Annotated in this window: 30 protein-coding genes; 13 read left to right on the plus strand and 17 right to left on the minus strand. The window is 62.5% G+C overall.

Annotation, left to right across the window (positions count from 1 at the left end):
* The first annotated feature begins 291 nt into the window (after nucleotides 1-291).
* A complete protein-coding gene (locus D8Z78_RS25340) occupies nucleotides 292-510 on the plus strand; it encodes a helix-turn-helix domain-containing protein (protein ID WP_121630103.1) in 219 nt (72 codons plus the stop codon).
* Nucleotides 488-1105, plus strand: coding sequence for a hypothetical protein (locus D8Z78_RS00010; protein WP_128910540.1), 618 nt, complete (start codon nucleotides 488-490; stop codon nucleotides 1103-1105). Before D8Z78_RS25340 ends, D8Z78_RS00010 begins: the two co-directional genes overlap by 23 nt.
* Before the next feature lie 160 nt (nucleotides 1106-1265).
* Here D8Z78_RS00010 and D8Z78_RS00015 read toward each other — a convergent pair whose 3' ends face one another.
* From D8Z78_RS00015 to D8Z78_RS00030, 4 genes are read right to left on the minus strand one after another with little or no spacing between them, the layout of a single operon-like run.
* Entirely contained in the window at nucleotides 1266-1802 is a 537-nt protein-coding gene (locus tag D8Z78_RS00015; protein WP_121630101.1) for an N-acetylmuramoyl-L-alanine amidase, read from the minus strand.
* Between the two features lie 14 nt (nucleotides 1803-1816).
* The gene (locus tag D8Z78_RS00020; protein WP_121630100.1) at nucleotides 1817-2371 is read right to left on the minus strand and encodes an AAA family ATPase; all 555 of its coding nucleotides are present in this window, start codon (nucleotides 2369-2371) and stop codon (nucleotides 1817-1819) included.
* The gene (locus tag D8Z78_RS00025; protein WP_121630099.1) at nucleotides 2368-2844 is read right to left on the minus strand and encodes a hypothetical protein; all 477 of its coding nucleotides are present in this window, start codon (nucleotides 2842-2844) and stop codon (nucleotides 2368-2370) included. The genes D8Z78_RS00020 and D8Z78_RS00025 overlap by 4 nt, the downstream gene beginning before the upstream one ends.
* Before the next feature lie 3 nt (nucleotides 2845-2847).
* Nucleotides 2848-3342 carry a helix-turn-helix domain-containing protein gene (locus D8Z78_RS00030; protein ID WP_128910541.1) on the minus strand — a complete coding sequence of 165 codons (495 nt, stop codon included), beginning with the start codon at nucleotides 3340-3342 and terminating at the stop codon, nucleotides 2848-2850.
* Between the two features lie 196 nt (nucleotides 3343-3538).
* On the opposite strand from D8Z78_RS00030, the gene D8Z78_RS00035 reads away from it, so the two are divergent.
* From D8Z78_RS00035 to D8Z78_RS00080, 11 genes are all read left to right on the plus strand, one after another.
* Nucleotides 3539-4534: a hypothetical protein gene (locus D8Z78_RS00035; RefSeq protein ID WP_121630097.1), complete on the plus strand. Its 996-nt coding sequence runs from the start codon at nucleotides 3539-3541 to the stop codon at nucleotides 4532-4534.
* Between the two features lie 53 nt (nucleotides 4535-4587).
* Nucleotides 4588-4923: a hypothetical protein gene (locus D8Z78_RS00040; RefSeq protein WP_121630096.1), complete on the plus strand. Its 336-nt coding sequence runs from the start codon at nucleotides 4588-4590 to the stop codon at nucleotides 4921-4923.
* A complete protein-coding gene (locus tag D8Z78_RS00045; RefSeq protein ID WP_121630095.1) occupies nucleotides 4923-5171 on the plus strand; it encodes a hypothetical protein in 249 nt (82 codons plus the stop codon). The genes D8Z78_RS00040 and D8Z78_RS00045 overlap by 1 nt, the downstream gene beginning before the upstream one ends.
* Before the next feature lie 44 nt (nucleotides 5172-5215).
* Nucleotides 5216-5563, plus strand: a complete 348-nt coding sequence (locus D8Z78_RS00050) for a hypothetical protein (RefSeq protein ID WP_128910542.1) — start codon at nucleotides 5216-5218, stop codon at nucleotides 5561-5563.
* Nucleotides 5560-6060, plus strand: coding sequence for a hypothetical protein (locus D8Z78_RS00055; RefSeq protein ID WP_121630093.1), 501 nt, complete (start codon nucleotides 5560-5562; stop codon nucleotides 6058-6060). Before D8Z78_RS00050 ends, D8Z78_RS00055 begins: the two co-directional genes overlap by 4 nt.
* Before the next feature lie 4 nt (nucleotides 6061-6064).
* Nucleotides 6065-6841 carry a hypothetical protein gene (locus D8Z78_RS00060; RefSeq protein WP_121630092.1) on the plus strand — a complete coding sequence of 259 codons (777 nt, stop codon included), beginning with the start codon at nucleotides 6065-6067 and terminating at the stop codon, nucleotides 6839-6841.
* Complete coding sequence (locus D8Z78_RS00065; protein WP_128910543.1) at nucleotides 6829-7548, plus strand: lytic transglycosylase domain-containing protein; 720 nt, start codon at nucleotides 6829-6831, stop codon at nucleotides 7546-7548. The genes D8Z78_RS00060 and D8Z78_RS00065 overlap by 13 nt, the downstream gene beginning before the upstream one ends.
* Nucleotides 7549-7724: 176 nt before the next feature.
* Nucleotides 7725-8054 (plus strand): hypothetical protein, encoded by a 330-nt coding sequence (locus D8Z78_RS00070; protein WP_121630090.1) that lies wholly within the window; start codon nucleotides 7725-7727, stop codon nucleotides 8052-8054.
* On the plus strand, nucleotides 8051-8221 hold the full coding sequence (locus D8Z78_RS24455; protein ID WP_164932847.1) for a hypothetical protein: 171 nt from the start codon (nucleotides 8051-8053) through the stop codon (nucleotides 8219-8221). The genes D8Z78_RS00070 and D8Z78_RS24455 overlap by 4 nt, the downstream gene beginning before the upstream one ends.
* A 2-nt stretch (nucleotides 8222-8223) precedes the next feature.
* Nucleotides 8224-8592, plus strand: coding sequence for a hypothetical protein (locus tag D8Z78_RS00075; protein WP_128910544.1), 369 nt, complete (start codon nucleotides 8224-8226; stop codon nucleotides 8590-8592).
* A 291-nt stretch (nucleotides 8593-8883) separates the two neighbouring features.
* Nucleotides 8884-9633, plus strand: coding sequence for a helix-turn-helix transcriptional regulator (locus D8Z78_RS00080; RefSeq protein WP_121630122.1), 750 nt, complete (start codon nucleotides 8884-8886; stop codon nucleotides 9631-9633).
* A 388-nt stretch (nucleotides 9634-10021) separates the two neighbouring features.
* On the opposite strand, the gene tsf is transcribed toward D8Z78_RS00080, so the two are convergent.
* The 13 genes from tsf to gmk form a co-directional block, all read right to left on the minus strand.
* A complete protein-coding gene (tsf, locus tag D8Z78_RS00085; protein ID WP_121630088.1) occupies nucleotides 10022-10897 on the minus strand; it encodes a translation elongation factor Ts in 876 nt (291 codons plus the stop codon).
* 94 nt (nucleotides 10898-10991) lie between these two features.
* Nucleotides 10992-11756 carry a 30S ribosomal protein S2 gene (gene rpsB / locus D8Z78_RS00090; protein WP_121630087.1) on the minus strand — a complete coding sequence of 255 codons (765 nt, stop codon included), beginning with the start codon at nucleotides 11754-11756 and terminating at the stop codon, nucleotides 10992-10994.
* Between the two features lie 217 nt (nucleotides 11757-11973).
* Entirely contained in the window at nucleotides 11974-13272 is a 1299-nt protein-coding gene (locus D8Z78_RS00095) for a HupE/UreJ family protein (RefSeq protein WP_121630086.1), read from the minus strand.
* 76 nt (nucleotides 13273-13348) lie between these two features.
* Nucleotides 13349-14038, minus strand: a complete 690-nt coding sequence (gene phoB / locus D8Z78_RS00100; RefSeq protein ID WP_121630085.1) for a phosphate regulon transcriptional regulator PhoB — start codon at nucleotides 14036-14038, stop codon at nucleotides 13349-13351.
* A gap of 3 nt (nucleotides 14039-14041) precedes the next feature.
* The gene (gene phoU, locus D8Z78_RS00105) at nucleotides 14042-14782 is read right to left on the minus strand and encodes a phosphate signaling complex protein PhoU (RefSeq protein ID WP_121630084.1); all 741 of its coding nucleotides are present in this window, start codon (nucleotides 14780-14782) and stop codon (nucleotides 14042-14044) included.
* A complete protein-coding gene (gene pstB / locus D8Z78_RS00110; RefSeq protein ID WP_121630083.1) occupies nucleotides 14782-15582 on the minus strand; it encodes a phosphate ABC transporter ATP-binding protein PstB in 801 nt (266 codons plus the stop codon). Before pstB ends, phoU begins: the two co-directional genes overlap by 1 nt.
* Before the next feature lie 13 nt (nucleotides 15583-15595).
* Nucleotides 15596-16918 (minus strand): phosphate ABC transporter permease PstA, encoded by a 1323-nt coding sequence (pstA, locus tag D8Z78_RS00115; RefSeq protein ID WP_121630082.1) that lies wholly within the window; start codon nucleotides 16916-16918, stop codon nucleotides 15596-15598.
* Entirely contained in the window at nucleotides 16915-18387 is a 1473-nt protein-coding gene (pstC, locus tag D8Z78_RS00120) for a phosphate ABC transporter permease subunit PstC (RefSeq protein ID WP_121630081.1), read from the minus strand. Before pstC ends, pstA begins: the two co-directional genes overlap by 4 nt.
* A gap of 87 nt (nucleotides 18388-18474) precedes the next feature.
* Nucleotides 18475-19509: a PstS family phosphate ABC transporter substrate-binding protein gene (locus D8Z78_RS00125; protein WP_121630080.1), complete on the minus strand. Its 1035-nt coding sequence runs from the start codon at nucleotides 19507-19509 to the stop codon at nucleotides 18475-18477.
* 271 nt (nucleotides 19510-19780) lie between these two features.
* On the minus strand, nucleotides 19781-20818 hold the full coding sequence (locus D8Z78_RS00130; RefSeq protein ID WP_121630079.1) for a sensor histidine kinase: 1038 nt from the start codon (nucleotides 20816-20818) through the stop codon (nucleotides 19781-19783).
* 1 nt (nucleotide 20819) lies between these two features.
* Nucleotides 20820-21995 (minus strand): trans-sulfuration enzyme family protein, encoded by a 1176-nt coding sequence (locus D8Z78_RS00135; protein ID WP_121630078.1) that lies wholly within the window; start codon nucleotides 21993-21995, stop codon nucleotides 20820-20822.
* Between the two features lie 118 nt (nucleotides 21996-22113).
* A complete protein-coding gene (locus D8Z78_RS00140; protein WP_121630077.1) occupies nucleotides 22114-22635 on the minus strand; it encodes a gamma carbonic anhydrase family protein in 522 nt (173 codons plus the stop codon).
* The gene (gene gmk, locus D8Z78_RS00145) at nucleotides 22632-23273 is read right to left on the minus strand and encodes a guanylate kinase (RefSeq protein ID WP_121630076.1); all 642 of its coding nucleotides are present in this window, start codon (nucleotides 23271-23273) and stop codon (nucleotides 22632-22634) included. Before gmk ends, D8Z78_RS00140 begins: the two co-directional genes overlap by 4 nt.
* Nucleotides 23274-23275 lie beyond the last annotated feature (2 nt).

Consider the following 23275-nt stretch of genomic DNA (forward strand, 5'->3'; position numbering starts at 1 on the left):
CTCCAATCCTGTCAGCAACAGGGGAAGTGTGACACTTCTGATTTGCAGATGTGGGACACTTTAACTTTGCGGCTACACACAAAAGACTTATAATCAGTATTTCGGGGGCTTAAGGCCCCCTTTTAAACCCGGAAAATCATTGAGAAATGGCGCAAAGTTGGCCCCCCTTCGGGCAATCAAGCGCAAACGAAACCACCGGGCAGGGGGGCCGGGTGCAAGCGCACTTGACCCAACATCTAGCGGTATAGCGTCTACAAATCAAGCCCGTTCCGTCCAACATAGGGCGAGAGAATGGCAGCGAATAGCCGACCAAGGGGCGCGGGCAAGGAACGCGGCAAGGGGATCACCCCTGAAGAGCTCCAAACCATCCAGCTACTACACCAGCGCGGGAACACTCCGACCGAGATAGCCAAGGCCATAGGCCGGGGCCGCGCCACCGTTTACCGCCTCATACAGCGCGGGGCCGTCGATCAAATCGCCATGGATTTTGACGGGGACCGGCATGAGTAAGCGAACAAAACCTTTCGACATGACTTACCGCCGCGCGGTCAAGGCGCTTGCGCTGTCTCGCGGGATCAGGGGCGCGACCCTGAACGCGCTGGCCGTTCTGCTCGACCATTGCAACGGTGACAGCGGGCAAGCCCGACCGGGGCGCGCCCGGATCATGCAGCTTGCCGGGATCAGCAGCGAAAGGACCATGGACAAGGCATTGAGCGCGCTACGCGGGGCCGGGATCATCCTGCCTATCGCCTATCCCAACGGGGGCCGGGGGCGCGCCACGGTTTACGCCTTCGGGCTTCCCGCGTGGGCCGATGAAACCACCGCAAAAAATGCGGGGGATTTGGGGCAGGAATGCGAAGAAAACCCCCGCAATATTTGCGCAAAACCCCCGCAAAAAATGCCGAAAACCCCCGCAAAAAATGCGGACCCAACAGAAGAGGACAGAAAAGAACAGAGAAACGCGGTGCGGGCTGGTCGCCCGCGTGGGGCCTTCAAGCACGTGGCCAGCGTAGCAGCGGAAACGCGCAACGGTGTGACCTTTGGCAAGCTGGTGGATCGGGAAGGATACGCGACCGCCGCGCGCCTGTGGCAAGAGTGGGCATGAAGGGGCGCTTCGCGCCGCTGAGAATGAAGGAAGGCGAAAACCGCGCGCCCCTGCCCAACTGTGGCGCGGGGGGGACGCGGGGGGGACGAAAGAAAGGCCCGCCATGCGCGGGGCAGGGCGGGCAAGGTGGGCCTTCGGGCCAGAGGGATAGGGGAGGGGATCAGGCTCGGGCGCGCCGCCGCATCGGGGGGCGCAGGAGCCACGCCGGGGCGCTGGGGGCCGGGTCGCTGACGATCTGGGGCGCGGGCTGGGGCCGCGCGTCGATGCCGTGACCCTTGAGCCATCCCGCCACGTCGAAGCCGGGGCAACCCTTGGCCGCGTACTCGTTATGGCCGCTGATGATGATTGCCGGATCATCTTCCCGCCACGCCTCGACAAAGGCCAGCAGCGCGCCCGCCTGAGCGTCCGTGAAGTGATCGGGGAACGCATCGTGAGCCGCCGCGCCGTGGCCACCGATCAGACAAACACCGATGGTTTCCAGATTGTGGCCTTTGACGTGCGCGCCGATCTGTTCGACCTCGCGCCCCTGAGCGAAAGCGCCATCACGGTCAATGATCGCGTGATAGCCGATACCGCGCCATCCGCGCGCCTTGTGCCAACGGTCGATTTCGTCGCGCTTTTCGGCGGCGCTGTGGCCTTCCATCCAGTCGGGCCGGGTGGCGCTGCAATGAATCACGATTTGGCTGATTTTCCGCATGACTTGGGTTCCTTTCAGGGGTGGCGGATGTAGTCGCCTGGGGCGAATTGAGGGAGTTTTGCCGCGTTCTCGGGGCCGATAACCTTTCGCGCGGTCTCCAAATCAACATGATCGGTGAGGCGCAGGAAAAACGACGTTTCCGCTTGTGATCGGATTTGAGCCGAAACCGCCGCGATGCGTTGGCCGATCAGACACATTCCGAAAGCCCGGTGCCGCCCCTGAAACATGATCCGGTTAAGGCCGGGGGTGGGCTTGTCCAGATAGGCCGGGGCCTCGTCGCAAATCGCGTAGATCGGGGCCGATTTTGTGGAATGTGCCCAAGCCGCATATAGCGCCGGGATCGCCTCGCCGGGATCGCCCGTGGCCAGCGTCAAGCGCCGCTCGCCGTCATACAGGGCTTGCGCGAAGTCGCGCGCGGTGGTGAAGCCTTCCCCCGCCATGGGGTCGATAACCATGATGCGTTGCGCGGCAAGCTGTTTCAGGAAGGACCGGGCAAGGGTTGTCTTGCCAGAGCCGCGCCCGCCCCAAATGGCCGTGACGCCTGACGGGTTGATCTTTTCGCCGGTCATGCTGCGAATTCCTCTTGAGGCTCGGGAAGGGTTTGGCCGGTGGCGCTGGCCTTGACGATCTGCACGCAGGCGAAGCCGTGAACACCGACCGCCGCAAGCTGGCCGAAAAAGGACGATTCCGGGGAAAGGATCATCCGCGAAAGCGTGGGGCTGGCCGCTATCAGGTTGTAGGCCGCTTCGCAGGCCACGCGCCCGCCTTCGCCGCGCGCCTGATCGCCAAGGGGGCAGGGCGCGCCCGTGCGCATTTGGACCATGCCGCCCAACATATCGTGCAACATGCCCCATTGATCCTGAAACGTGGGCAAGCTGACAAGCTCGACAAGCTCGACACCCGCCGCCGCGTCTGTTTCGTGATCCTCGGGGCCATCGGGGCCGATGATTGCCGGGGGCGGGCCTAGCAGGCTGGCCGGGATTTCGACCGCCTCGCCGTCACTCGGGACGCGGGCCAAGAACTGTTCGAGATCATCGCGCAACCGTCAATCCCCCAAGAACAGGCCAGCAAACCAGCCGCCCGCGCTGTTTTCCGGGGCCTGTGGCGCGATTTCGGGCGATTTTGCGGGGGAGGGTGCGGAAATGGCGGGTTGGGCCTCTACGGGCCGTTTTTGGGCCTGTCTGTTGATTTGCGCAAACTCGCGCAGATACCGTTCCCGGTCGAAAGCCTCGGGGGCCACGTCCAGCGCGCGGGCCAGAGATTGCCAGCGATGGGCCGGGACAAGCCGCCGCCCCTGTTGATAGCTGCGGATCGTGTTTTCCGTCATGCCGACCGCCTCGGCAATTGCCGCCCAAGACTTGCCGCAAGCGTTCCGCGCCTCGTGAATTATCGGGACCATTCCGAAACCTTTCTGCAAATTTGCAAAGTGATTTGTGCAAAATGTGCAAAGTTTAGGGATATAGGCAACCCCAAATCGAAAAATAATCGCCTCTTGATTTGCGGTTGATTTTGCAATCATTGGCCGGAATGTTTTGGACACGTTCGTTCAATGGGCAATGAAAAACAGGAGTTTGCCAAAATGTCGAAAACCATGACCACCGCCATTCTGGGCACCATCATCGGCGTTATCGCCGCCGAATTCATCATCATGAAAACGCCGGTTGGCCAATTCGTGAAATAAGCGCCGCTCTGCGCCGAATTTCGCCGTTCAACTCAATTCCCTGAAAGGATCATCTATGGCACAGGCACAAGCCGCGCCCGCAACGCCCCCGCGCCGGGGGGACCGCACCCGGATTCGCTCTGCGCATCCGGGGGGGGAAGCCACGAAACGCCTCACCCTTCCCCGCCTGACCCGGATTTCGGGCGACTATGTCAACGCGACCTTGGGCAACAAGTCGGGTTTCGCCACCTACTCAATGACGGTTGGCGATGTGACCTACCGGGCGATTACCTTCGGGATCGTCTCGACCGCCGCTGTCGCCGGGGTGACGCAGGAAATCGCGGGCAAGCACTACGTCACGACCGACAAACTCGCGGACTATCTTTCCACCGTCCGTCTGGTCGCCAATGGCGGGACCATGCAAGAACTCGACATGTCGGAACTTGTGATCCGGAACGCCTATCACGGGATCACGTTCGGGCCGGTCATGTCGGGTTTCGCCTTCCCCGGTCAAACCATGTACGCAAATCAGCGCATCGAAGATGCGTTTGCGCTCGGCACCCTCGGGATGCGGTCTCTTTCGCTGGAAATCAAGCTCGGGGCCGCGTTCTCGGAAAGCACCATGGAAGTCGTGGTAATGCCTCACGCCGTCGATATGGGCCGCTCGCCGGGCTACACCTACACGACCGAACGCCTCAACGCGACGTTCTCGGGCGCGGGCAAGCACACATACACGGATTTGCCGGTGGGCGATGATGTGAAAGACGTTTGGATTTTCGGGGCGAATATCCAGCATGTGACGCTGACAATCGACCGCGAAGTCCTGTTCGACTGCGACCGCGCGCAATATGAGGCATGGCTGACCAGCAATGGCCGCAACGTCGATGCGCTCGGCGGGAACTGGCTTCTGGACGCCCACGCGGACGGGATCGCGCGCAGCATTGCCGCGCTCGATGCCGCCGGGGAACGCCGCCGCGATGCGCGCTTCAAACTGGAAATCACGACGCTGGACGCCTCGACGCCGGTGGAATTCCTCGTCACGCACAGCGACATTTACCAGCGCATCCGCTGACCCATTGGGGGGCGGAAACCCGCCCCCCTTGTCTACATTCCAAGGGGCGAAAAATGCCTACCACCGATCCAGACTATTTCGCGCCGGGGCCGCTCGATCCGACCGGGGGCGCGTATGTGAAGCAGCGCGGGGCTTTTGATGGGATCATCGGTTTTTTCGATGGGGTCGCATCGCTCGCCAATTCAACCGGGTATATCGTCGATGAAGTCGCGGACGCCCGCGCCGCGTGGGCCGAAGGTCAAGGCGTGGTGGATGATGTGCGCCTGTCTCGTGAGGAGCGGGAACAGGCCATGGCGCTGGAAGCCCTGAAGGTTTCGCGCGGTGACAACGTGCAACTCTACATGGTCGCGGGGCTTGCCGCCGTGGCGCTGATTATCGTGCTGCGCTGATGCCGCAAGAGAAGGAAAAACAGGAAGTGTCTGGAACGCCCTTTGAACTGTCCCTTGCCTCAAACCCGGTTTCCGGGACCGGCTCGGACCTCCACCAGCAGGACCAGCTTTTCGAGTTTGGGGCCATCAACATGGGCGGGCCTGAGCCTCTGCCGTGGCACCTGAAATTGGCGAAAGATTTGGGCTACGCCGTGATTATCGCCGTCGCCGTGAAAATCATCATGGGCAAGAAAGGCAAGCTGTTCTGATGTTTAAAATTCGGATCACACAAAACCCGCTCGGGCCTGAAATCTTGGCCGCGCTCGATGCCGACGAAGCAGCCGGGGCGCTGGCCGTCTCTGAGCGTGAGGACACCTTGTCGCTTACCGTTCTCGGGGCAGGGGGCGCGCCCATGGGCTATTGCGTTTTTGGCCGGGACGCTGGCGACATGATCGCGATTTACTACACCCGCTCGCTTGTTCCGGGCCTCGGGGCCGCGATGATGAAGCAGCTTTTCGGGGTGGCGCAGGTGCTCGGGACGCCTCTCCGGGTTCACGTTGAAAGCGTGCGCGGGATCGCAACGCGCGCGCGCATGTTTGGGGCCAAGGTGGCCACCGAAGGCGTTGACGCTGACGGGATCATGCAGGGGATTTTCAGGTGAGCAGCAGCAGCAGCGAAGCGGTCGCAACGGACACGACGAATGTGGCCATGGATGAACGGACCGTGGTTGAGGAAGGCAACGCGATTGTTGAAAGCCTCATCGTGTCCAATGATGCCGCCGTGATTTCATCGGCCTTGCAGCCGATAATTGCAGCATGGCAAGGCATGGTATCCGCCAACAACCTGAACTTGGTGGAACTCACCAATATGGGCGGCTCGCTCATCGAAATGATTGACAAATCACAAGTCAAGATTTCGGACACCGCCGCCAATATGCTGCGCGAAAGCATGGACGGGTTTGAAAGCCTGTTGAGCCAAAACAAGCTGAACGTCGAATTGGTCGATGGGATTTCAAATCGCTCTTTCGACATGGGAGAGCGCGCGCTTGATTTGGTCGCATCGGTCAAGACTGGCGATTTTGCCGACCTGTCCAAGTCAGTGATGGTTTTCGCGCTGGTGGCGCTCGCAATTTCGGCTTGGGTCGTGAAGGAGAACTAAGAAAATGCAATTCGAGATTGGCCGCTTTGATAGCCGCACCCATTGCCTTGAATATGAGATTGGGCCATATGGCCGGGTTTCGCTCGGGCATGGCATCAGCAACGTTGCGCTAGTGGACTGTGACGCCGCCGCGCTGCAAATGGTCTGCGATGGGCGGGCAACCCGCCTCGACGTGGGGGCCAGCCTTCCCGCCAATGGTCATCAAAGGTTTCTGCGCAACCCCTACGCCGCGCCGGTTATCGCGCGGGTGCTGGTCGATCTGCCGACGCAGCTTTCCAGCACGCCGCGCCGGGAAACTGACGTGGAAATCTCTGCCGTTCATCGCCATTTTGCTTTCGTATCTGTTCCGGGGGTCGCGGATCGCCGCGCCGGGATCGCGTTCCTACCGCGCCGGGGGCGCTGGTCTATCTCTGCGACGATTAGCGGAAGCACGTTCCGCATCGTGAACCTGCCGCGCGCAAAGCTGGATTATATCCAGCAAATGCCGCTCGGGATGTTGCAGGCGAATGAAAATGACGCGCTGTTCGCGGCTCGCGGGACCGCGACCAAGCCTGTCGTGATCCGGGGAGGCACCTATAACGACGCGGAAACGGCTCAATGGATTGCCGACACCGGATGGAATGAAACCCCGCAAACGCTCGCGCATTTCAAGGATTCCTTCACCGGGTATGCAGACGCGGAAACCGCGCTTTGGTTCTCTGCCGTGGCAACCGACCGCTCTTTGTCCCTTAGCTTTGAACTGGTCGATATGGGCGATTGGTCGCCGGAGTGGACCGGGTGAGCGCGCGCGGGCTGGTGAAACTGGCCGTGATCGGCGGGGCGCTCTATTGGGCGGCTCGCTCGGGCTATCTCACGCAAGCCACCGATGCCGTAAACGACGCGACCGGGCTGGAACTGCCGGACCTGTCCGACCTGTTCCAAGCCCACGCGGGAACCTCGACCGCCGTGGCCGTTCTGCCGACCGCCTCACAAGACTTGCTTGCGGATTACTACGACACCGCCGAACCAGAACCAGAACCCGCCGCCGTGGCCGTTCCGACCGGATCGGGGGCCGTGTCCAAGGAAGAACAATGGCTGTTGGATCACTGGGGCGATGTGCAACCGTGGGCGCGCCGCAATCATGTTTGGGTCGCCGCGATGATGTGGCAGGAAAGCCGGGGCAACCCGCAAGCGACAAGTGTAGACGACGCGCGCGGGCTTATGCAGGTGATACCGGGAACGCAAAAGTGGATGTACGACATCGGATACAGACGGTATCCGGCAAATCCGGGGAACCTCTACACGCCGAATATCTCGATCTACTTTGGCACCTCGTTCCTTGAATTCTTGAGCAGCAAGAGCAGCGACCGAGATTGGATCACGCGGGCCTATAACGCGGGGCCGGGTGGCCAGCGTTCCAACGGGTCGTGGCCCGCAGAAACCGTCGATTACTTGGCGAAAATCAAGGCACGTTACCGCGTGCTAATGCAGCAGAAAGGGGAAGCCTGATGCCAATACCTATCGCATTGATCCTTGTGACCGCCGGGGCCGGGGCAATCGGCCTTGGGGGATATGAGGCCGGGAAGCAATTCGGGGAAGCCGCGGGGAAGTCCGTGCCATGGCTGGCCGGGTCTTTCCTCGCATATCTGGCCTATCAAGCCGCCGTGAAAAGGTAGTCCAGGGCGATGCCATATCAGGACCTATACACCGGGTTTCAGGGCAGCACAGAGCCGCCCATGTGGGCCGACCTGCCGCCCGCCGATGGGCTAGAGGAAGGCGACGGGGGCGGGCTGTTCTCGGGCCTCACGGGCTTTCTTTCCGACACCAAGGAAAGCATCAATGAAACCGTGCAAGGCGCTTTGCGCGCGCCGACCGCCTCGGGATCGCCCGACGCGGGGCAGGGCATCAGGATCGCGGAATTCGGGCTTGATGGGGTGACGCTCGCGCCAGGTGGTCAACGCCTTCTGTTGATCGGGGCCGCGCTGGTGGTGGCGCTGGTGGTGTTTCAGAAATGACCCTTGAAGCCGCCTTGCTCGCGCTGGTTTCCGCGCTGTTTTTCGTGCTGGTGGCGCTTCTGGGCTGGATCGGATCGCGGTTCTTTCGCCGCCTTGACGACCTGTCGGGATGCGTAACCAGCTTGGAAAAGTCTGTCGCCGTGATCCTGCATAAGTTGGAGTTGTGAAGATGCTGAAAATCCTAGACCTTATCGGCCTCGGGCGCGATGTGATCCAAGCCCGATCGGATCTGAAAAAGGCCGAACTGCAAGCCAGGGCCAGCATGATCCTTACCGCCGCCGATAAGGAAGGCGCATGGGAAGCCGCCGCCGTTCAAAATGCCGCAACAAGCTGGCTCGATGAATGGTGGACGGTGGTTCTTTCCTTGCCGCTCATCATGGGTTTCGTTCCGGGCTTTGATAGCATCGTCTCGCAAGGATTTGAAAACATGGGCCAAACGCCGGATTGGTATCAATGGTGCGTTGGGGCCTCGATCAGCTTTGCATTCGGGCGAAAGGCGCTTCCCGCCGTTCTGCGCAAGGGCCGCGCCGGGGCCTGACGCCTTGCAGCGTAAATAGGCCGTTAAAAACCCGTTGACGCTATATTTTGTAGACACTACAAGAGAAGGCGCAAACGAAATCACAACGGCAACGGGCAAAAGGCGCATAATCAGTATTATGTAACTAAGATAGCTATGCGCACTGCCTGCCGCGCGTCCCCCGGGCCACGTCAGCAGAGGATTGTAGGAATTTGGTACAAAAGGAAATTTCCGCAAGACACCAAACGGTGTTACAAACATGCATCCTGCCCGACGGCTTTGTATTTTAGAGGATGCGTCGTGAATACCGATATGCGCGATTACATGATCGAATTGACCAACCAGAACAGCGTCGAGTCGCTTTGGGCGATGCATTGCGCGCGCATGAAGGATTATGGGTTTGACCGGCTGATCTACGGGTTCACGCGCTTCCTGACAGCAACCTCCTTTGGCGATCCCAACGATTTCGTCGTCTTGACGAACCACACGCCCGCCTATCGCAAGGGCTTTGTCGAAGATGGCCTGTACCGCAACGCCCCCATGGTACGCTGGGCGCTGGAAAACGAGGGCCATTGCAGCTGGCGCGCGCTGGCCGAGCAGATCAACAAGGGCACGCTCGACGAAAAGGCGCAAAAGGTCGTGGCGTTCAACCTCACGCACAAGGTGCATGCAGGCTATACGATCAGCTTCAAATCCGTGTCCAGCCGCACCAAGGGTGCGATTTCGTTGACCACGCGCGCCGACATGAACCAGGATCAGGCGGATGAGGTCTGGGCCGACCATGGGCAGGACATCATCCTGCTGAACAACCTCGTCCATCTCAAGATCCTGACCCTGCCGCTGCCGCTGCCGAACCAGAACCTGACCCCGCGCCAGCGCGAAGCATTGGAATGGGTTGGCGACGGCAAGACGATGCAGGATATCGCGCAGATCATGGGCCTGACCCAGGCCACGATCGAAAAGCACCTGCGACTCGCCCGCGAGACACTGAACGTCGAAACGACCGCGCAGGCCGTCGCAAAAGCTGCATTTCACAACCAGATGTATATCATTGAGGCGTAAATACCCCAAAAATGCTTGTCACACTGGCATTGATGCCAGGGTTCACGATTCGGAAGACATGAAATTTCCGTGAACTTTGGCTCCGGGATGGCACGGTCGGGAAAACCCTACTTCCTTTACCATGGGTAAATTGGCAATGTGTCACTGTTCCGTGAGTGGTGGCTTTAGCCATTGGAGCGAAGAGGCCGCACCCTGATGATTTTCAGGCCCTGCTGTTTCTGCGCTGGGTTCGGTGGGGACATTTCTGCCCTGCCCCCAGCATTCTACCCGGGGTCCCTGCGTTTCATCCCCAATGTCTCAACCAGGGACCCCGGGCTTTCTTTCCGCTCTGGGCGCAACGAAAAAGGCCGCCCCGAAAGGCGGCCTACGTCATGTCATGTCAGGCAGATCAGCCCTGAGCGGCCTTGGCCACCTCGGCGGCGAAATCCTCCTGCACCTTCTCGATGCCTTCGCCAACCTGCATGCGGATGAAGCCGGTGATCTCGGCGCCCGCTTCCTTGGCGGCCTGAGCCACGGTGACGTCCGGGTTGATGACGAACTGCTGACCGGTCAGGGTGACTTCGGCGAGGAACTTGTTCATGCGGCCAACGATCATCTTTTCGATGACGGCGTCGGGCTTGCCGGATTCCTTGGCGATGTCGATCTGAACCTGACGCTCTTTCTCGACAACCGCCGGGTCCAGTTCGGATTCGTTCAGAGCCGCCGGGTTGGCCGCAGCCACGTGCATCGCGACCTGCTTGGCAAACGCCTCGTCGCCGCCCTTCAGCGCAACCAGCACGCCGATCTGGCCCATGCCGTCGGTGGCAGCGTTGTGCACGTAGGTGCCGATTACGTCGCCTTCGATCTTGGCCATGCGGCGCAGCGACATGTTCTCGCCGATGGTGGCGATCTTGTCGGTGATGGTCGCCTCGACGGACTTGCCGTTAACGTCAGCGGATTTCAGCGCCTCGACATCGTCGACGCCCAGAGCGGCTTCGGCAATGCCGGCCACCATGGCTTGGAAATCGGCGTTCTTGGCGACGAAGTCGGTTTCCGAGTTCACCTCGACGGCGACACCGGTGCCACCGGCGACCTTGACGGCCACGAGGCCCTCGGCAGCGGTGCGGTCGGCTTTCTTGGCGGCCTTGGCGAGGCCCTTGGTGCGCAGCCAGTCAACGGCGGCTTCCATGTCGCCATCGGTTTCCACCAGCGCCTTCTTGGCATCCATCATGCCTGCGCCGGTCATTTCGCGCAGTTCTTTTACCTGTGCAGCAGTGATCGCCATGGTTTGGCTCTCCTATCTTCGAAAAACGGGTCCGGGTGGCCCGGACAGCCACCCGTCAATGTCACGCCTTCATGTCGCTTTCGCGACAGCAGGATTACTCCTGCGCGCCTTCCAGCAGTTCCTCGGCGGGCGCTTCGTCGAGCGCGCCAAGGTCGACGCCTGCCGCTTCCATCTGGCCGGTCATGCCGTCCAGAGCCGCGCGCGAGACGAGGTCGCAATACAGCGCGATGGCGCGGGCCGCGTCATCGTTGCCGGGGATGATGTAATCCACGCCTGCGGGCGAGCAGTTGGTGTCGACGATGGCGACGACCGGGATGCCCAGCTTGTTGGCTTCGGCGACGGCCAGCGCCTCTTTCTTGACGTCGATGACGAACAGCATGTCCGGCACGCCGCCCATTTCACGGATGCCGCCCAGCGAAGCCTGCAGCTTTGCCTGATCGCGTTCCATGTTCAGACGCTCTTTCTTGGTGAGGCCCTCGGCGCCACCTTCCATCTGCTCGTCGATCTGCTTGAGGCGGTTGATCGACTGGGACACGGTCTGCCAGTTGGTCAGCGTGCCACCGAGCCAGCGGTGGTTCATGTAATACTGAGCGCATTTCTCGGCAGCGTCGGCGATCGGCTGAGCCGCCTGACGCTTGGTGCCGACGAACAGCACGCGGCCGCCCTTGGCGACGCAATCACGGATCGCAACCAGCGCCGCGTCCAGCATCGGAACGGTTTGCGTCAGGTCCATGATGTGGATGCCGTTGCGCGCGCCATAGATGAACTCGCCCATGCGGGGGTTCCAACGCTGCGTCTGGTGGCCAAAGTGAACGCCAGCTTCCAGCAGCTGACGCATGGTGAACTCGGGAAGAGCCATGCTTCTATCCTTTTCCGGTTTATCCTCAGCGAGGCTGCGACACGGATGTGCCAACCGGTGGACCGTCGGGGGCTGTCTGTCCCGGGGCCCGACCTCGCTTGCGGGTTTCGTGAGGGTGCCTTTAGGCGGTCGCGGTCCGGACGTCAAGAGGGGGCTTTGCCCCCGTCTCCCTCCGGTCGACTCCCCCAAGGTATTTCAGGACCAAAGAAGCGTTGGCCTACAGGAACACGCGCTCGACGAACCAATACGCGCCGATGCTGGCGATGAACAGCGAGGCCGGGGTGGCGACCACGCGGCGGTAGGCGTGACGGTGGTCGATCAGGGTGGCGGAGGCGAGACAGAGCAGGCTCAGCCCAGCGAGCGGCCAGAGGAAGACCGTCGCGCCTGCCCCCATGGTTTCGACGAAGCCGGGGCCGTCCATCAGCCAGCCGAGCGCGACGAAGCACAATGCCAGCACGCCATAGACCACCTGCCCCGTGCGCATGTCGACCAGACCCTTGTCGACGCGCTGTGCCAGCACGACAAGCAGGAAGGCAATGGCGATGACAGTCAACTGGCCGAATTCCACGCCGACATTGAAGCCGATCAGCCCGGCGATGAACTGGTCCTGCGGCAGGCCGAATTCCTGCAGGACAGAAGCAAAGCCCAGCCCGTGCAGCAAGCCGAAGACGAAGATCACCAGCGGCCGCCACTGGTGCAGCTTGTCCGAGACGATGTTTTCGATGGCAACGTAGACGATGGAGGCGGCGATGATCGGCTCGACGATGCTGCCGGGGATGTTCACATACCCCAGAGCGCCGAGCGCCAGCGTCACCGTATGCGCCAGCGTGAAGGCGCTGATCTGCCACAGGAGTGGCCGCCAGTGCGTCGACAGGAAGAACAGGCCCAGCACGAACAGGATATGGTCGAGCCCCATGGGCAGGATATGCTCAAACCCCACGGGGATATAGGTAAGGAAGGTCTGCAAGCCGTTCAGGGCGCTGCCGCCTGAAATGGCAATCGGGCCGGAGCTGCCTCCGTCGAGATAGCCGGTATAGCCGTCCTCGACGCCCATCTGGCGCAGGATCAGGCTGCCATAGGCGCGCGGCCACGTGATTTCGAGGGTCTGCGCGTCCTGTGGCAGGTCGGCGGTCAAGTGCAGCGTGGTTTCGCGCGGGAGATCGACATTGCCCACGGGCGGCACCTGCGTGTCGGCGACCGTCAACGCAACCGGCTGGCCATCCGCGGTGACGCCGATCTTTGCCAGCAGGTCCGGCAAGGCCGAGTCGAGACGGTCGGTCAGCGCCTCGGGGTCCAAGGCGCGCAAGGCGTCGACTTGGTCTGCTTTGTCGGTCTCGTTCGTGTTGGTTACGCCGTCCAGATCGATACCGGCCAGCAAGGGCTCGATACCGATCTGCATTTCGACCTTCAACAGGCCCTCTTCGGTCACGAAATCGGCAATGGCCGATTGGACCTCGTGCGCCTTTGCGCCCAAGGCCAGCAGCGAAAACAGTGTCGCGAACACGATGCGGATCATGCCATCCCCCGAAAATCTTTCGGAACAAGATGATACAGCGGCACCGGGCGTCAAGGGGGCACGGTGCCCGCGTCAGTCATCCAAGCGCGTACCCTGCCCCGCGCACGGTGCGCAGCGGGTCGGCACCGCCATGCTGGCTGAGCGCCTTGCGCAAACGGCCGATATGGACGTCCACGGTGCGGCTGTCGACATAGATGTCGCGCCCCCAGACACGGTCCAGCAACTGTTCGCGCGTGAACACGCGGCCCGGCTTTTCCATGAAGGTGGTGAGCAGGCGGAACTCGGTCGGGCCGAGCTTCAACTCGGCGCCAGAGCGCGTGACCCGGTGGGTTTCCGGGTCCAGCGTGATGTCCTCGTATTCGAGGGAAATCCCCACCGACGAGGGCCGCGCGCGGCGCAACTGGGCCCGCACGCGGGCCATCAGTTCCAGCACCGAGTAGGGCTTGACCACGTAGTCATCCGCCCCGGTTTCGAGGCCCCGCACACGGTCCACCTCTTCGGAGCGCGCCGAGAGCATGATGACCGGGGTGTTGCGCGTCTCTGGCCGGGTCTTGATCTGGCGGCAGACCTCGATCCCCGACAGGTTCGGCAGCATCCAGTCCAGCACCACGATATCGGGGTTTTCCTCGGCCAGAAGGATCAGCGCCTCTTCGCCGTTTTCGGCGCGGGCGACGCGAAAGCCTTCGGCCTCCAGATTGTAGGACAGGACCTCGCGCTGTGCGAGTTCATCCTCGACCAACAGAACGGTCGGCTGACCCAAGGACATGGTTTACCCCCCCTGCCCCGAAGGTGCGCTCAGCCCCGGATCGACCGAGGTCACATCCGCCTTCACGCGCCCCTCTTCGGGCTTTTCGCCGGTCACGAGGAACACGACCTGTTCGCAGATCGAGGTCACGTGGTCGCCCATGCGCTCGATGTTCTTGGCGATGAAATGCAGGTGCATGCAGGTGGTGATGTTGCGCGGGTCTTCCAACATGAAGGTCAGGAATTCGCGGAACAGCGTGTTGTACATCTGGTCGATGTCCTCGTCGCGCGCGATCACGTCCAGCGCCAGCGCCTCGTCGCGCTGGATATAGGCGTCGAGCGCGTCCTTGAGCATCAGCTGCACGTCCCGCGACATGCGCCGCAGCGACGACGCGGTGCCGCCGATCTGCGGCAGATCCGCAAGGACCGAGGTCCGCTTGGCCATGTTCTTGGACAGGTCGCCGATCCGTTCGAGATTGCCGGACATGCGCATCACCGACAGGATCACCCGCAGGTCCATCGCGGTGGGGGCACGCAGCGCGATCACGCGGGCGGCCTCGTCGTTGATCGTCTCTTCGAGCGCGTCGATGACCTTGTCCCCGGCGCGGGTCTTTTCGGCCAGTTCCACGTCGCGGGTTTCCAGCGACTGCGCGGCGTCCAGAATGGCGGCCTCGACGAGGCCCCCCATCTTCATGATCCGGGCCTGAATGCCTTCGAGATCGCGGTCGAACGCCGAGGAGATGTGTTTGTTCAATTCGTCACTCATCAGCCGATCCGCCCCGTGATGTAGGATTCCGTTCTGGGATCTTCGGGATTGGTGAAGATCTTCGATGTGTCGTCGTATTCCACGAGGTTGCCGAGGTGGAAAAACGCGGTCTTCTGGCTGACCCGCGCGGCCTGCTGCATCGAGTGCGTGACGATCACCACCGAATAGTCGCGGCGCAGCTCGTCGATCAGTTCCTCGACCTGCGCGGTGGCGATGGGGTCAAGCGCCGAGCACGGCTCGTCCATCAGCAGGACCTCGGGCTCGGTCGCGACGGCGCGGGCGATGCACAGGCGCTGTTGCTGACCACCCGAAAGGCCGGTGCCGGGCGCCTGCAGGCGGTCCTTGACCTCGTCCCAGATCGCGCCACGGCGCAGGGATTTCTCAACGATCACGTCCAGATCGGCCTTGTTCTTGGCCAGACCGTGGATGCGCGGGCCGTAGGCGATATTGTCATAGATCGACTTCGGGAAGGGGTTGGGCTTCTGAAAGACCATCCCCACCTTGGCGCGCAGCTGCACCGGGTCGACGCGGCGGTCATAGATGTCCTCGCCGTCGAGCAGGATGTCGCCCTGCACCCGGCAGATGTCGATCGTGTCGTTCATCCGGTTCAGGCAGCGCAGGAAGGTCGACTTGCCGCAGCCCGACGGCCCGATGAAGGCGGTCACGGTCTTGTCGGCGATCTCCACATCCACATCCTTGATGGCATGGGTGTCGCCGTAATAAACCTGAACGCCCTTCGCGCTGATCTTGGTGTCGGTCTGAGCCACGTCTCTCTCCGTATAATGTGGTGCGTCGTACATGTAGTCTACTCCCTTACCAGCGACGCTCAAAGCGGCGGCGGAGAATGATGGCAATGATGTTCATGGTCAGCAGGAAGACCAGCAGGACGATGATCCCGCCCCAGGCCTTGTCGTAGAACGAGGCATCGGCGCGCGCAGCCCAGGTATAGATCTGCGCCGGCATGGCCGAGTTCGGCTCGACAAAGCCGCCAACGAAGCCGTCGGGATAGCCCCGGGCGACGAAGCCCACCATACCGATCAGCAAGAGCGGCGCGGTTTCGCCCAAAGCCTGCGCCAGACCGATGATCGTCCCCGTCAGGATGCCCGGCATGGCCAGCGGCAGGACATGGTGGAACACCGCCTGCATCTTGGACGCACCCACGCCGAGGGCCGCATCGCGGATCGACGGCGGCACCGACTTCAGCGAGGCGCGCGTCGAGATGATGATCGTCGGCAGGGTCATCAGCGTCAGCACGAGGCCACCGACCAGCGGTGCCGATTGCGGCAGGTGCATGAACTGGATGAACACCGCCAGACCAAGGATACCGAACACGATGGACGGCACCGCGGCGAGGTTCGAGATGTTCACCTCGATCAGGTCGGTCCAGCGGTTCTTCGGCGCGAATTCCTCTAGGTAGATGGAGGCCGCGACGCCGATGGGCAGCGACAGCACCAGCACCACCAGCATCATGAAGAACGATCCCACCACCGACACGCCGATGCCAGCCCCGCCGGGATTGTCCACGCCGCTATCCGCGCCGGTGATAAAGCCCCAGTTGAACGCCGACTTGATGATCCCGGCCTCGAACAACGCGTCGACCAGATCGAGGTCGCTGGCTTGCAGGAAGCGCGAGTCGACCAGCGTCTCACGGGTCACACGCCCGTTGAAGTAGCCGTCCACCCGCGATGAGGCGGACAGGCCGAAGACATGCGGCTCGCCGACCATACCGGGGTTCTCGCTGTAGAACGCGCGGATGTCGCCGCCAATCTTGCCCAGCAGGCGTTCCAGCGCCGCCGGATCGGCCTGCACGTCGATATTGCGCGCGTCGAGCTGGCTTTGGATGCCTGCGATGAACAGGTCCTGATAAGCGCCGGTCTTCATCAGCTGGCTCTCGGCCTGCTCGAACTGCTCTTGCGTCAGGGTGAATTCCACCTCGACCACGGTCTTGGTAAAGGCAGGCAGGCCCGAGCGGACGATGCTGACGAACAGCACAACGAGGAAGAACAGACCCAGAGCGATGGCCGCGATCCCGTAAGCCTTGAACCGGCTTTCGGAGGCGTTGCGCTGTTTCGTGCGGGCGTCGATCGTGTGGATCGAGGACTTGCGCGGTGTCTCGTGCATGGATGCGTCGGTCATTCGTACTGCTCCCGGTATTTGCGCACGATGTAGAGGGCAAAGATGTTGAGCCCCAGCGTGATGACGAAGAGCGTCATGCCAAGGGCGAAGGCCACCAGCGCCTCGGGCGAGGCAAAGTCGGCATCGCCGGTCAGCTGGCTGACGATCTTTGCGGTGACGGTGGTCATCGCCTCGAAGGGGTTCAGCGACAGGCGCGCGGCGGCACCGGCCCCCAGCACCACGATCATCGTCTCGCCGATGGCGCGGCTGGCGGCCAGCAGGATCGCGCCCACGATGCCCGGCAGGGCGGCAGGCAGGACCACCTGCTTGATCGTTTCCGATTTGGTCGCGCCAAGGCCATAGGACCCGTCGCGCATCGCCTGCGGAACCGCGTTGATGATGTCATCGGACAGCGACGACACGAAGGGGATCAGCATGATGCCCATCACCAGACCGGCGGTCATGACGGCGGTGCCGGACTGCATGATGCCCAAGCCCTCCTTGCCGAAAACGCTGACCAGCATCGGGCCGACCGTCAGCAGGGCAAACAGACCGTAGACGATGGTGGGGATGCCGGCCAGCACCTCCAGCAGGGGTTTGGCCACGGCGCGCACCTTGGGCCCGGCATATTCGGACAGATAGATGGCGGCGAACAGCCCGATCGGCACCGCAACGGCCAGCGCCACGATCGAGATATACAGCGTCCCCCAAAGCAGCGGGATGATCCCCAGCTCCGACGAGCCACCGCGCCCAGAAAAGCTCGGCGACCAAGTGGTGCCGAAGAAGAATTCGTACCACGGATAGAGCTTGAAGAACTCGTAGGTATTGAAGATCAGGCTGAGTACGATCCCGACGGTGGTCAGCACCGCGATGGAGGCCGCCGCGATCAGCAGCGCCTTGACGCCCTGTTCGACGGTGTTGCGGGCGCGGAAATCCTTCTCGCTTTCCTTCAGCCCCCAGAGCAGACCGCCAATCGCCAGAAGGGTCACCACGATGGCCATGGCAATCGCGCCGGTGGCGTTCATCGCGCGGAACTGCTGGGCCGCGTTCAGGATCGGCTGCGTCACCTCGGAGGTCACGATCTGCCCGGCATCCTTCAGACGCTGGGTCACGTCGGTGAAATCGGCGCGCATGTCGCGGGCCTCTTCATCGGTCATGATGCCTTGGGCGACAGCGTTGTTCAGGCCGTCCGCGGTGCGGCGCACCTCGGCCATGACCAGATCGCGCGACGACCCGTCGGCAATCGCCCGATCGGGCAAGGCCCCCGAGACCACGCTGCCGACATAGATCGGCTGCACGATCAACCAGACCAGCAGCACCAGCACCGATGGCACGACGACCTTCATCGCGACGTTGGAGCCGTAGTAGGAGGGCAGAGAATGCAAATTACGCGGGTCGCCGCCCGCGCTGTCCAGCGCCCGTTTGCGCCCGATCACGTAGCCCGCCACCGCAATGGCAAGCACGATCCCGATAAGCCAGAGTAAAGGCATGCGCCCCCCGTCGTAGATTTGGAAATGACCAAAAAGGAAAAAGGGGCGGCGGAATATGCCGCCCCTTCTATCAGGCGTGACGCCTGATTACATGCCTTCACCCATGGTGACTTCGTCGGCAACGGTCTGCTGAACCTTGGCCAGCTCCGGGTCGGAGACGAGGCCGTAGTTGGCGAGCGGGCCGTTCGGGCCTGCCAGTTCGTCAGCCACGAAGAACTGAGCGTACTCTTTCAGGCCGGGGATCACGCCGATATGGGCTTTCTTCACGTAGAAGTACAGCGGGCGGGACACCGGGTACTCGCCCGACGCAATGGTCTCGGTCGAGGGGGCAACGCCGGACATGGTGGCGACCTTCAGCTTGTCCTGGTTGTTCTCGTAGAACGCCAGGCCGAACACGCCGATGCCGTTCGGGTTGGCGTCGATGCGCGCCAGTGTCTCGGTGTAGTCGCCGTCGATGTCGACCGACTTGCCGTCGGTGCGCACTGCAAGGCAGGCATCCTCGGCGTCGTCCTCGGACATGCCGCCGTCGATCATCGCCTGCATGGCACCGGTTTCTTCACAACCGATCAGCAGAACCTTCTCTTCGAAGACTTCGCGGGTGCCGTGCTTGGTGCCCGGGATGAAGGCCGCGATTTCGGCATCCGGCAGGTCGCCGTTGAACTCGGCCCAGGTGTTGTGGGGGTTGTCGACCACTTCACCGTCCTTCAGGACCTTCGCGCCAAGCGCGTTGAAGATGTCGGAGGGGGTGAAGGCGGTGAAGGCCGGGCCGGACTGCTGCGACGCGAACACGATGCCGTCATAGCCGATGCGGACTTCGATGATGTCGGTCACGCCGTTCTCGGCACAGGCCTTGATTTCTTTTTCACGGATGGCGCGCGAGGCGTTGGCCACGTCGATGGTGTTCTCGCCCACGCCCTCGCAGAAGCGCTTCAGGCCAGCGGAGGAGCCGCCCGATTCGACGACCGGCGTCGGGAAGTCGGTGTTCTCGCCGAAAGCTTCGGCCACGATCGAGGCATAGGGCAGAACGGTGGACGAACCGGCGACCTGCACGTTGTCACGTGCATAGGCGGAGGTGGCAGCGGCGGCGATGGCCAGTGCGGAAACGGTGAGTTTGACGGTCATGTCAGGCTCCTGAGTGTCTAGGATTGGTCACCAGCGTGATGACCTTGGGCCCGTTCCTATGGGCGGCACACAATGGTTTTGTGACAGCAACGTAACAGTTTGATGACAAGCCACGCGCTGCACATTTTTCGCCCAATAGGTCAACAACACATTGATAATAGGCTATTTTGCAGATGGACGGGACACGAGGTCGAATTGTCAGCTGACAATCCCCCCCGGATTTCGGCCGGTGACAGGCCGTTTCATGACAGATTTGCCGCGAATCCCCGGCTCAGCTGACCGGCAGCACCACCGAAAAGCACGACCCCTGCCCCGGCGCGCTGTCGATGCGCATCCGTCCGCGATGGCGGTTGACGATGTGCTTGACGATGGCGAGGCCAAGCCCGGTGCCGCCCTTCTCGCGCGAGCGATGGCTGTCGACGCGGTAAAACCGTTCCGTCAGGCGCGGGATATGGTGTGGCTCCATGCCCGGCCCCGTGTCGCGCACCGACAAGGTCACCGCCTGCACCCGCAGGCGCGGTTCGTAGGCGGGCGGGCTCAGCGCCACCGTGACCGTTGCATCCCGCCCCGAATACTTGATCGCGTTCTCGATCAGGTTGGTCAGAACCTGCCGCAACTGGTCGTCGTCCCCCAAAATGCGGAACGGCTCTTGCGGAAGGGACTTGACCACCGTCACGCCAGCCTCCTGGGCCAGAAGCGTCAGACCGTGCACCGTCGAGTTCACCAGCTGGATCGGGTCGATCCATTCCGTCGGACGCACCCGTTCCTGCGATTCGACCCGGCTCAGCGACAGCAGGTCACCCACGAGGCGGTTCATGCGCTGCGCCTCGGTCGACATGATGCCAAGAAAGCGTTCCTGCCCCTTGGGGTCGTTGCGCGCCGGGCCTTGCAGGGTTTCGATGAAGCCCATGATGGCGGTCAGCGGGGTGCGCAACTCGTGGCTGACATTGGCCACGAAATCGCGCCGCATGGTCCCGGCCTGCGCCAGATGGGTGATGTCCTCGAAGCAGACCAGAACGGCGCGGCCCCGCTCCAGCGGCATGGCGCGCGTCGACACCTTATAGGTGACGTCCTGCTGGCCTTCGCTGGTCAGGAAATCACTCTGGCGGGGCTGTCCATCCCGCAGGGTCGATTCGATGGAGTCCAGCAGGGTCGGCGCGCGCAGGGCGGTGATGAAATGCCGCCCCGCGATGCCCTGCCCCAACAAGCTGCGCGCCGCCTCGTTCGCCGCCTCGATCCGCTCGTCCAGCCGGATGATCAGGGCGGGCAGCGGGATCGCTTCGACGAAGGAGGCGGCGTCGGTTTGCATGTCACATCCCTTGAGAGGCGGTCAGGCCATCGTTGAAACAGGCGATCAGCGCATCGGGGTCCTCAAGGCCCACCGACACGCGGAAGAACCCCTCGGACACGCCCATCGCGGCGCGCCCTTCGGGCGTCAGCGCGCGGTGGCTGGACGAGGCCGGGTGCGAGAGGGTCGTGCCCACATCGCCCAAGGTCGGGGCAAAGGCGATGCCGGAGGCCGCCTGCGCAAAGGCATCGGCGGCGGCGCGCCCACCCTCGATCTCGAAGCTCACCATGTTGCACCCCTGCCCTTGCAGCAGCGACTGCGCGCGGCTGGCTTCGGGGTGGTCAGGGCGCGTGGGGTACAGCACCTTGGTCACGCTCTTCTGCGCGCCCAGCCAATCGGCCAGCCGCTGCGCGGTGGCCTGCGTCCGGTCGAACCGCAGGTCGAAAGTGGCAAGGCCGCGCTCGGCCAGCCAGCAATCGAAGGGGCTGGCGGTCAGGCCCATGGTCACGGCAAAGACGCGCATCCGCTCGTTCAGCGCAGGGTCCGTCGCCGCGACCCAGCCCAAAGTCGCATCGCTATGCCCAGCCAGCAGCTTGGTCACGGACTGAATGACGATGTCGGCGCCATGATCCACCGGGCGGATGGCGCGCGGCGTGGTGAAGGTGCTGTCGACCACCAGCAGAACGCCCTTTTCACGGCACAGCTCGGCAATGCCGGTCAGGTCTGCGATGCGGATGGTCGGATTGGAGACGACCTCGATCAGGACCATCTTCGTGTTCGGTTTCAGGGCCTTGGCCACCTCGCTTGCATCGGTCGCATCGCACAGCGATGTCTCGACACCGAGCCGCGGCAAGTCTTCGGCCATCAGCCGCAGCGACCGACCGTATAGCTGGTTACCACCCACCACGTGGTCGCCGGTCTGCGTCAGCCCCAACAGCACGGCCGCGACGGCGGACATGCCCGAACCGGTCACGATGCCGCCCTGCATGCCTTCGAGCGCGTCGATGCGCTGGGCCAGCACGGTTGCGTTCGGATGCCCCTCGCGCGCGTAGGTGTAACCCTGTGTACGGCCCTCGTATTGCGCATCCAACGCCGTCGGAGACTGCGAGGCATAGACGACCGACGGCTGGATCGGCGTGACGACCGGGGTGGAAACGCCAGTGATCGGGGCGACCGGGCGCTGCAAAGTGGGCTTCATCGAAGGGTCCTTTCTGAGTGCGAGTGTCTCGCGGACCCCTGTAACAGTTTCATGACAAATGCATGACAAAGGCCCGTTTGCGCCTGTCATGCTCTGTTTTGATCATGTGGTCAAACGTTCAGACCGCTTGCAGCCCCTTTGCATACCGGCTGGCGTTGTTCTGATAATGCAATGCCGAGAACCGCAGCTTTTGGATCGCGGCTTCGTCCAATTGCCGCACCACCTTGCCGGGGGCACCCATGACCAGCGAGCCATCGGGAATCTCTTTGCCCTCGGTGATCAGGGCCCCTGCCCCGATCAGGCAGTTCTTGCCGATCTTCGCCCCGTTCAGGATGGTCGCGCCCATGCCGATCAGGGTGTTTTCGCCGATGGTGCAGCCATGCAGCATGACCTTGTGCCCGATGGTGCAGCCCGCGCCGATCACCAGCGGATAGCCCATATCGGTGTGGCAGACGACGTTTTCCTGCACGTTGGTGCCCGCGCCCACATGGATCACCTCGTTGTCACCGCGCAAGGTGCAGCCGAACCAGACCGACGCGCCGGGCTCCAGCACGACCTTGCCGATGACATTCGCGTCGGGCGCGATCCAGACGTCTTCGGCGATTTCGGGGGCGACCCCGTCCAGCGTGTAGATTGTCATATCTCCCCCTCCTCGAATTCGGCCTGCAGCCCGCGCACATGTTCCAGCAAACCCGGTTGCTGGGTGCGGCGCAGGCGCGTGGCGGTGATGATGGATTTCAGCCGCGCCTCGGTCTCGTCCAGATCTTCGTTCACGAGGACAAAATCATACGAGCCCCAATGAGAGATCTCGTCCCAGCTTTTCTGCATGCGCTTGGCAATCACGTCCGCGCCATCCTGCCCGCGGCTTTCCAGACGGCGTTTGAGTTCCGCGATCGAGGGGGGCAGCAGGAAGATCGACAAGGTGTGCAGCGCCAGTTCGGAATTGGTCATCTGCTGCGCGCCCTGCCAGTCGATGTCAAAGAGAACGTCCTTGCCGTCGATGATCGCGTCGCGCACCGGGCCCTTGGGCGAGCCGTAGAAATTGCCGAAGACATGCGCATGCTCCAGCATGCCACCGTTGTTGACCGCTTTCTTGAAGTCGGTATCGGTCATGAAGTGGTAATCCTCGCCATCGACCTCGCCCGGGCGCGGCGGACGTGTGGTGGCGGATACCGAAAAGATGATCGACGGGTCCCAGGCGCGCAGACGCTTGGCCAAGGTGGATTTGCCCGCGCCCGAAGGGGACGACAGGATGATGAGAAGGCCGCGCCTGTTCATGT

Origin of the sequence: Tropicibacter alexandrii (genome assembly GCF_003667315.2) — a bacterium.
Classification (GTDB): Bacteria; Pseudomonadota; Alphaproteobacteria; order Rhodobacterales; family Rhodobacteraceae; genus Tropicibacter; species Tropicibacter alexandrii.

Bases quoted from the DNA above. Each gene is read 5' to 3' on its own strand.
- D8Z78_RS25340 (WP_121630103.1), top strand. From the start codon at position 292: ATGGCAGCGAATAGCCGACCAAGGGGCGCGGGCAAGGAACGCGGCAAG.
- D8Z78_RS00015 (WP_121630101.1), bottom strand. From the start codon at position 1,802: ATGCGGAAAATCAGCCAAATCGTGATTCATTGCAGCGCCACCCGGCCC.
- D8Z78_RS00020 (WP_121630100.1), bottom strand. From the start codon at position 2,371: ATGACCGGCGAAAAGATCAACCCGTCAGGCGTCACGGCCATTTGGGGC.
- D8Z78_RS00035 (WP_121630097.1), top strand. From the start codon at position 3,539: ATGGCACAGGCACAAGCCGCGCCCGCAACGCCCCCGCGCCGGGGGGAC.
- D8Z78_RS00040 (WP_121630096.1), top strand. From the start codon at position 4,588: ATGCCTACCACCGATCCAGACTATTTCGCGCCGGGGCCGCTCGATCCG.
- D8Z78_RS00045 (WP_121630095.1), top strand. From the start codon at position 4,923: ATGCCGCAAGAGAAGGAAAAACAGGAAGTGTCTGGAACGCCCTTTGAA.
- D8Z78_RS00060 (WP_121630092.1), top strand. From the start codon at position 6,065: ATGCAATTCGAGATTGGCCGCTTTGATAGCCGCACCCATTGCCTTGAA.
- D8Z78_RS00070 (WP_121630090.1), top strand. From the start codon at position 7,725: ATGCCATATCAGGACCTATACACCGGGTTTCAGGGCAGCACAGAGCCG.
- D8Z78_RS24455 (WP_164932847.1), top strand. From the start codon at position 8,051: ATGACCCTTGAAGCCGCCTTGCTCGCGCTGGTTTCCGCGCTGTTTTTC.
- D8Z78_RS00075 (WP_128910544.1), top strand. From the start codon at position 8,224: ATGCTGAAAATCCTAGACCTTATCGGCCTCGGGCGCGATGTGATCCAA.
- D8Z78_RS00080 (WP_121630122.1), top strand. From the start codon at position 8,884: ATGCGCGATTACATGATCGAATTGACCAACCAGAACAGCGTCGAGTCG.
- tsf (WP_121630088.1), bottom strand. From the start codon at position 10,897: ATGGCGATCACTGCTGCACAGGTAAAAGAACTGCGCGAAATGACCGGC.
- rpsB (WP_121630087.1), bottom strand. From the start codon at position 11,756: ATGGCTCTTCCCGAGTTCACCATGCGTCAGCTGCTGGAAGCTGGCGTT.
- D8Z78_RS00095 (WP_121630086.1), bottom strand. From the start codon at position 13,272: ATGATCCGCATCGTGTTCGCGACACTGTTTTCGCTGCTGGCCTTGGGC.
- phoB (WP_121630085.1), bottom strand. From the start codon at position 14,038: ATGTCCTTGGGTCAGCCGACCGTTCTGTTGGTCGAGGATGAACTCGCA.
- phoU (WP_121630084.1), bottom strand. From the start codon at position 14,782: ATGAGTGACGAATTGAACAAACACATCTCCTCGGCGTTCGACCGCGAT.
- pstB (WP_121630083.1), bottom strand. From the start codon at position 15,582: ATGTACGACGCACCACATTATACGGAGAGAGACGTGGCTCAGACCGAC.
- pstA (WP_121630082.1), bottom strand. From the start codon at position 16,918: ATGACCGACGCATCCATGCACGAGACACCGCGCAAGTCCTCGATCCAC.
- pstC (WP_121630081.1), bottom strand. From the start codon at position 18,387: ATGCCTTTACTCTGGCTTATCGGGATCGTGCTTGCCATTGCGGTGGCG.
- D8Z78_RS00125 (WP_121630080.1), bottom strand. From the start codon at position 19,509: ATGACCGTCAAACTCACCGTTTCCGCACTGGCCATCGCCGCCGCTGCC.
- D8Z78_RS00130 (WP_121630079.1), bottom strand. From the start codon at position 20,818: ATGCAAACCGACGCCGCCTCCTTCGTCGAAGCGATCCCGCTGCCCGCC.
- D8Z78_RS00135 (WP_121630078.1), bottom strand. From the start codon at position 21,995: ATGAAGCCCACTTTGCAGCGCCCGGTCGCCCCGATCACTGGCGTTTCC.
- D8Z78_RS00140 (WP_121630077.1), bottom strand. From the start codon at position 22,635: ATGACAATCTACACGCTGGACGGGGTCGCCCCCGAAATCGCCGAAGAC.
- gmk (WP_121630076.1), bottom strand. From the start codon at position 23,273: ATGAACAGGCGCGGCCTTCTCATCATCCTGTCGTCCCCTTCGGGCGCG.